Annotated in this window: 8 protein-coding genes and 1 pseudogene; 8 read left to right on the top strand and 1 reads right to left on the bottom strand. The window is 44.5% G+C overall.

The window, feature by feature from the left end; genetic code table 11:
• From COU90_00295 to COU90_00280, 4 genes are all read left to right on the top strand, one after another.
• The coding region (locus COU90_00295) for a hypothetical protein (GenBank protein ID PJE64885.1) at positions 1 to 185 on the top strand (185 nt) is incomplete at its 5' end.
• Positions 186 to 204: 19 nt separating this feature from the next.
• Entirely contained in the window at positions 205 to 885 is a 681-nt protein-coding gene (gene ftsE / locus COU90_00290) for a cell division ATP-binding protein FtsE (protein PJE64888.1), read from the top strand.
• Positions 857 to 1,822, top strand: coding sequence for a hypothetical protein (locus COU90_00285; GenBank protein PJE64884.1), 966 nt, complete (start codon positions 857 to 859; stop codon positions 1,820 to 1,822). The genes ftsE and COU90_00285 overlap by 29 nt, the downstream gene beginning before the upstream one ends.
• A 69-nt stretch (positions 1,823 to 1,891) precedes the next feature.
• Complete coding sequence (locus tag COU90_00280; protein ID PJE64887.1) at positions 1,892 to 3,559, top strand: CTP synthase; 1,668 nt, start codon at positions 1,892 to 1,894, stop codon at positions 3,557 to 3,559.
• Between the two features lie 43 nt (positions 3,560 to 3,602).
• Here COU90_00280 and COU90_00275 read toward each other — a convergent pair whose 3' ends face one another.
• Positions 3,603 to 4,211, bottom strand: coding sequence for a hypothetical protein (locus COU90_00275; protein PJE64883.1), 609 nt, complete (start codon positions 4,209 to 4,211; stop codon positions 3,603 to 3,605).
• An 883-nt stretch (positions 4,212 to 5,094) separates the two neighbouring features.
• Here COU90_00275 and COU90_00270 point away from each other — a divergent pair.
• From COU90_00270 to COU90_00255, 4 genes and pseudogenes are all read left to right on the top strand, one after another.
• Positions 5,095 to 5,484, top strand: coding sequence for a hypothetical protein (locus COU90_00270; GenBank protein PJE64886.1), 390 nt, complete (start codon positions 5,095 to 5,097; stop codon positions 5,482 to 5,484).
• Positions 5,485 to 5,841: 357 nt separating this feature from the next.
• Positions 5,842 to 6,897: a histidine kinase gene (locus COU90_00265; protein PJE64882.1), complete on the top strand. Its 1,056-nt coding sequence runs from the start codon at positions 5,842 to 5,844 to the stop codon at positions 6,895 to 6,897.
• Between the two features lies 1 nt (position 6,898).
• Positions 6,899 to 7,003: pseudogene (locus COU90_00260) on the top strand (type I restriction endonuclease subunit R).
• A 219-nt stretch (positions 7,004 to 7,222) separates the two neighbouring features.
• A partial coding sequence (locus COU90_00255) for a hypothetical protein (GenBank protein PJE64881.1) occupies positions 7,223 to 7,839 on the top strand: 617 nt, incomplete at its 3' end.

The following is a 7,839-nucleotide window of genomic DNA, read 5'->3' as shown; positions in this document are numbered from 1 at the left end:
AAGAGGCCGGGCTTTCCATCAGCAAGACAACGGAAATAGAGTGGGGAAATCAAATCAGGTCGTATGTCCTCCATCCGTACAAGATGGTGAAGGACCACAGAACGGGAGTTGAAGTACGCGACGTGGGGAAAGTGCTGGAAGACGGCGATATCGATGAATTTATCAACGCCGAACACAATGGCTAATTTTGAAAAAGAAAACGTAATGATCTACTTTGATAAAGTTTCAAAAAAATACAACGACAACACAATAGCGCTTGATCAAGTGAGCTTCAGTGTCGCGCCGGGAGAGTTTGTTTCCATTGTCGGCCATTCGGGCGCCGGGAAAACCACACTGGTAAAAATGCTTTTAGCGGAAGAGCGCCCGACGGAAGGCGCGGTCTTTTTTGAATCCGTTGACATACATGCGCTTAATAAAAAGAGCGTTACCGACCTGCGCCGGCGCATCGGCATCGTGTTTCAGGACTTCCGGCTTCTGCCGAACAAGACCGCCTATGAAAACATCGCTTTTGCGATGGAAGCGGCGGGACGCACTGACCTGGAGATCGCCTCGGATGTACCGCAGGTGCTGGAGCTTGTTGATCTGGGTGAAAAGGTGTGGAATTTCCCTCACCAGCTCTCAGGCGGTGAGCGCCAGCGGGTTGCCATTGCTCGCGCGATCATCAACCAACCCGATCTTTTGATCGCGGACGAGCCGACCGGCAACCTTGACCCGATCAACACGTTTGAGATCATTCAGATACTACAGAAGATTAACGACATGGGAACGACGGTTGTATTGACCACGCATAATAAGGGCGTGATCGATTCATTGGAGAAAAGGGTTATCACGATGGAAGGAGGGAAGATTATTCGGGATGATGAGAAAGGCAGATACGTGCTATAGTAAGAATATTATGTTTTTAACCAATACACGACGTGTCATACGCGCAGGCTTCATCAACTTTTGGCGCAACAGAGTGATCTCTTTGGCGTCAGTGTTGATCATGACCGTCACGCTTTTCGTGCTCGGGTTCATCATTTTTCTCGGCGCATTGTTTCAGGGCTCTCTGGAACAAATAAGAAACAAAGTAGACGTGAATGTCTACTTCACCATTGATGCCTTGGAGGAGGATATTATCAATTTGCGTGATTCTTTGAGCGAGCTTCCCGAAGTAGCTTCAGTGTCATACACGTCACGGGAAGAAGCGCTCGCGAATTTCAGGGAACGGCATAAAAATGATTACCTCACCATTCAGGCGCTTGATGAGCTTGATGAAAACCCGCTCGGCGCCTCCGTAGGTATCAAAGCAAAAGAAACTTCGCAGTACGAAAGCATCGCGAAGTTCTTGGAAGAACAAAGCGCTCTCGCGCAAGGGAAGTATTCCATCATTGATAAGGTCAATTACGAGCAAAACAAGGTGGCGATTGAAAAACTCACTAAGATCTTAGCCGGAGCCGAAAAGATCGGTTTTGCGGTCACCGTGTTCTTGGTCCTCATTTCCATCATCATCACGTTCAACACCATACGACTTGTTATCTACACCTCTCGAGACGAGATCGCCGTCATGCGGCTCGTGGGTGCCGGCAATAAATATATACAAGGCCCCTTCGTGGTGGAGGGCGTCATGTACGGCATTTTCTCCGCGGTTATCACCTTGGCGCTGTTTTATCCGATCACTCTCTGGCTTGGCGATGTGACCGACAGCTTCTTTGGCGGCATCAATCTTTTTGAATATTACGTTTCAAATTTCACCCAGATCTTTTTGATCATCACTTTGTCCGGAGTGGTGCTTGGAGCAATTTCAAGTATATTGGCAGTAAGGAGATACTTGCGCGTTTGATAGGAGTGTAAGCAGAAGAGTAACGTGGAAAAGAAACACACAAAAAAAGACACAGGCGCAACAAAAAAAATCAACCGCAAGTTTATCTTCGTCATCGGAGGCGTCATCTCCGGCGTCGGCAAGGGAATAGCCGCTTCCTCTATAGGGAAGATATTGCAGGCGCGCGGTTTTAGCGTGACCGCCCTCAAGATCGACCCCTACGTGAACGTGGATGCCGGCACCATGAACCCCACCGAACACGGTGAGGTTTTTGTATTGCAGGACGGCGATGAAACGGACCAGGACATGGGGAATTACGAGCGTTTTTTAGATACGACGCTGACCGGCTTAAACTACATGACGACGGGACGCATTTATCAATCGGTCATTGAGAGAGAACGTAATCTTGAATACAAAGGAAAGTGCGTGCAGGTGGTGCCGCACATCCCGCTTGAGGCCATTGCCCGCATCAAGAAAGCCACGGAGAAAGCGCGCGCCGATATCGCGGTGATAGAAGTCGGGGGCACGGTGGGGGAATATGAAAATATCCTCTTTCTTGAAGCGGCGCGCATGATGAAAGCGGCACATCCGGACGATGTGGCCGTGGTGATGGTCAGCTACTTGCCGACTCCGCCGAAAGTGGGGGAGATGAAAACAAAACCGACCCAGCACGCGACGCGCCAAGCGCAGGCGGCGGGCATCCAGCCCGATGTCATCATTGCGCGCAGTGAACTTCCCCTTGATAAAAAACGAAGAGAAAAGTTGGCGACGTTTTGCAATATCCTCCCGCGCCAAGTGATCGCCGCGCCGGACGTGAACAGCATCTATGACATTCCCATCAACTTTGAAAAGGACAAATTGAGCGATATTTTGCTTTTACGTCTGCGCCTCAACCCCAAAAAGAGAAGGTCAAATCTTGAAACCTGGAAGAAATTCGTGCGCAGGATCCGCTCGCTGAAAAATGAGGTCCGCATCGCGGTGGTGGGTAAATATTTCAATACGGGAGACTTCGTGCTTTCCGATTCGTACATTTCGGTCATTGAGGCGATCAAGTATTCCGCGATAGAGAACGGGAAGAAGCCGGTGATCTCGTGGCTTTCCGCGGTGGATTTTGAAGACAAGAGCAAACTGCGCGAACTCTCTAAATATGACGGCATCCTGGTTCCCGGAGGTTTCGGTGAACGAGGCATTGAAGGAAAGTTGAACGTGATAGAGTACGCGCGAGAGCACAAGATCCCCTATTTCGGCCTCTGCTACGGCATGCAGCTTTTGGTCATTGAATACGCGCGCAATGTATTGGGACTGAAAGGCGCCAACACCGCCGAGGTGAACCCGCACGCCAAACATCTCGTCATTGATGTCATGCCCGACCAAAAACAGAAGATCAAAGAAGGTCACTTCGGAGGCACGATGCGGCTCGGCGCGTACCCGGCGATACTGAAAAAAGACACCATCGCAGAGGGTGCCTACGGCAAACGCAAGGTGGAAGAACGTCATCGCCACCGCTACGAAGTAAATCCCGACTATATCAAACGCCTTGAAAAGGGAGGCCTTGTTTTTTCCGGCACCTCACCCGACGGAAAATTGATGGAGATCGCGGAATTGCCCCGCGAGAAGCACCCCTTTTTTCTCGGCACGCAGTTTCACCCGGAATTCCAGGCGCGTCCACTGAAGCCGCACCCACTCTTCACCGAATTCATCAAGGCGGCCTGCCTACCGGCCAGGCAGGCGATCAAAAGAGAGCAGAAAAAGAAATGATCGCCGTAAAAAAAGCCCGCTTGCATGCAAGCGGGCTCACTCGTTACTGTTTGCTTCGGAGAATACAACGCAACTTCTTCCGCACCCGGCGGTAGATGTTTTTTCTGGCATTCCGTTTGTGCGAGAGGATCTCACTGACGAGATGGGAAGACAATGCTTCCAATTTTTCTATCTCAAACCGGAGATGTTCGTCCGGATATTTCTTTTCGTACAGCTTGTTGACTCCCACATAGCCGAGCATCGTAAGGAACGAGACGAAGGTTTCAGTGAGAATATCAATGGTGGTATCCAGCGACGCCGCTTGCGCGTTTATATGAGAAGTTTCTCCCAGATGAGCGAGGTCCCATGCTCCTTCGAAAAATTCCCACAGCACTCCCGTGAACGCGACCGCCGTGACGATGGCCATGACCAGAAACTTCCGGCCTTCGAACAAAAACCACCCGCGTAACGTGTAATTTCGGTAGAAATAGAGAAAAGTCAGCGTTCCTCCAAACCCGAAGAACGCGTGTCCGAGCGTATCAAAGAGCCACCACTGGCTAAAGAGTACCGCATTGTTCCATCCCCAAAATCCCCACAAGGAGATGAAGACGGACCAATAGACCATCAGTCCGATCGGAATGAACCATCGGTGTCTGCTCAAGATGATGTGCATGTCATATATCTCCCTAAAAATGTGCAACTACCACTATTTCTATACCTTTTTGGCGTAAAAGGGAAGCTTTTACGAAGGGGGACGAATGTGGTATTATCCATTCATTAGACTTGGCTCTGTCCAAGTCTTGTTATTGCGGGATCATCTAATGGTAGGATGCAACTCTCTGAAAGTTGTCATCTTGGTTCGAATCCAAGTCCCGCAGTCATATACAAAAAGGATAGCTTTGTGCTATCCTTTTTGTATATTAGTTTGTTTGGCTTGGATTCGGACGGGAAGGGGTCGGGAAACGCGAGTTTTCCGTGGCGGAATTATTCAAACCGAGGGGTGAGCTGTGGGAAAGAGACTCGCAGCGCAAGACCTTTTGAGATATTTTGTAAATGAAGTGAAACAAAATATCCAAAAGGTGTACAGAACCTGTAAGGTTTGAAAGCGCAGCGAAGCGAGCAGTGAGTATTCCAAGTCCCGCAGCCAAAGAAGAATAGTTAGTTAAGAAAATATTACAATACACAAAAGTCAAAAGAATGGTGGCTGTTTTTGTTTACCCTTTGCACATTCAAAGCACTCAGTGGAAAATTAGTGTAATATGGAGATATATTTTTAAAACATGCAATTGGGTGAACTAAAAAACCAGATGACACGAGACGAGCTCGGAATTTCTGCCGACTATGGACGGATATTTTCTTTTATTGATTTTTCAAATGTGAACAAGTGGTTTGTAAACGACGACCAAGACTGGAATGATAAATTACTCACTGATGACGAAAAAATATCAATAGACCTTGAAAAGCTCAATAAATTTGCGGGCGTTTTTAGTAACAGAGTCAAGATCTATTATGGTGAAGATCCTAAAAATGAAGGGTCCTTAAAGTTTACTTATGTAATGAGAAAAATCTTTGGCAAAAAGAATGTTGAAACAAAAGATGTACAAAAAATAAAACACTATTTTGAAATAGATGAACCGAAGCCGGAAAAGTATGTGGAAACGGACAATGACGGAAAAAAGTATATTGAGATTCGCAAGTCAAATTTTGATGTTGAGATTGCGGTTGATGCATATAAAATGCTCGAGCACTACGATACCTTTTGTATCTTTTCTGGTGATGCTGATTTTGTCTATCTAAACAATTTTTTGAAAAAGAAGGGCAAGAAAGTCATTATTGTAAAAGGTGGACACATTCTCTCAAAGTTGCGAGAGTCGGCTCACTTAATAATCAATGCGCAGAATATTAAACGGCATATAGCCAAAATAACAAAACAAAGACCTGACTAGGTCAGGTCTTTGTGGAAAGTCATCCCAGATTAACCCTGGGCAGGTATGACTATATATTAGGCAAAATATATAAAAAGTCAACAACAAGCGGAAAATGCAAAATTGTGGATAATCGAGGGGTTTATATGGTATGAATGAAAAATCCGGGACACTGGAAAAAGGTACCAGGTACCTTTTTCTACCTTTTCTCGATGAGGCGTTTGAGAAACTAGAAAAAGCAAAAGAAAATACACATAAAAACTTGAGGATTTAGAGGAATTGAAGAAATCCGTTTTAAATAATGCGTTTACGGGGAAGTTGTAGTTGGTTGACAATTGGTTGACAATTAAAAAGCATTAGTTTACAATATGGTTTACAATGCTTACCAAAGCCAAAATAATACAAGAGGTAAAAGAAAAAGGGACAGTAAAGTCTTCGGATTTTATCGATCGTTTTAATGTGTCCAGGCAGTATGTTTCTAAGCTGTTATCCAGCTTGGTTGATGAAAATGTATTGATAAAGATAGGATCAACTCGGTTGGCCTTTTACACCACAGAAGAATTTTTGCAAAAGAATCCTAAATTTGCACCTAACTCATATTCAAAAATCCTCACCAATAAAAATTTGGAGGAACACAGAATTTTCAATGATATGGAAAAACAGTTTATTCCCGTATTAAAAATATCAGAAAATGTAAAAAGCATTTTTGAATATGCATTTTCTGAAATGTTGAATAATGCCATAGAGCACTCCACATCTAAGAAAATAAAAATATTTGTTTCACTGAATAATGAAATTCTAACATGTATCGTTGACGACTTTGGCGTCGGTGCTTTTAGGAATATTATGCAAAAGAAGCATCTTGATTCAGAAATTGAAGCGATACAGGATCTTCTAAAAGGGAAAACTACCACTGCACCAAAACTACATTCTGGCGAGGGGATTTTCTTTACTTCTAAAGTTGGTGATGAATTTATTTTGGATAGCTACGGTTACCAGTTTATTGCAAACAATATAATAAAAGATATTTTTATTAAAAAAGTTAAAGGTCAAAAACAGGGAACGAAAGTAACCTTTAGAATAAATATAAATGACAGACATCATTTGAATGATGTGTTTAAAAAATACACAAATATTGGAGAAGACAGTGATTATGGTTTTGATAAGACAGAAATACGAGTACGTCTGTATATAATGGGAGGTGTTCATATTTCTCGCTCTCAAGCTCGCCGGGTTCTTTCCGGCCTCGATAAATTTAAAGTTATAGTTATGGACTATGAAAAGGTTCCAACTGTTGGGCAGGCATTTGCCGATGAGATTTATCGGGTGTTTAAAAACAGAAAGCCAGATATTGAGATTCAAAGCATACATATGAATGAATCGGTGAAATTTATGGTCGAAAGGGCTCAAAATGAGGCAAAGAAAGAAAACTAATATGAACGAATCAGAAACACGAGCAGAATATGCAGACCCAAAGCTAAAAGAAGATGGTTGGGGTATAGTCGAAGGATCTAAAGTCCTTCGAGAATTTCGTATTTCCCCATAGCGAAAATGGGGAAAAGGCGGGAAAGGGGGTCGGGTACTCTTTCCTAACCCATTCAGTTTTCTTTGGAAAAAGGTTTGGATTTTGTTCAAGAGACACAGCCAGTTTGAGATGGGTTCGGATCCCGAAAGAAAAAAGGTCAGACTTCTTTTTCTCCATGATCTGCCAAGCGCAATAAAATCAATAGTAGTGTACACTGAATTTTATAAGTGATGCATGATTAAAAAATTTCCAAAGAAATTGATAATGAATATTTCCGCGGTATTCGTATTGGCGGGTATCGTTGGTTTTGCATATCTTGGATCGGCAAAAAACTCTGAGAATATGAAAGTGGCGGGGGAAAGCGAAAAAAGCACGGCGAGAGAGATCAAATTTATCAAATTAAAAGGATGTCCGGATGAAGCGTATGAAGATGTTCCCGCGGAAATTGTCAGCCCCAGCTATTTCATATGCAGAGGCTACCTCACGGACGGCGAATATGTGTATTACCACGGGATTCGCGGTGTTGTCGCGCCAAACCAACCATTGGCGCCGAGTTTTATAGCCACCTCATCTCCGAACACCAAAGACACCGCATTGATGAACGCGACGATCATTGAAGGGGCTGATCCCGAAACATTTGAGATCATTTATTTTGACGAAGCGACACCGCCTGCTCTGCAAAATTCAATGCTTTCATTCGCGCGCGATAAAAATTATTTATACTGGGAGGGGAAAAGATTTGAAGGAGTTGACCCGGACACCTTTGCCATACTCGGCAGGGGATTTATAAAAGACAAAGACTCGGTGTATTTTTGGTGGCATAAACTGGAAGGGTCGGATCCGGACACCTT

The sequence above is a fragment of the Candidatus Ryanbacteria bacterium CG10_big_fil_rev_8_21_14_0_10_43_42 genome, from assembly GCA_002793915.1.
GTDB lineage: Bacteria > Patescibacteriota > Minisyncoccia > Ryanbacterales > 2-02-FULL-48-12 > 1-14-0-10-43-42.
This window is presented reverse-complemented; position numbering and strand designations above follow the sequence as displayed.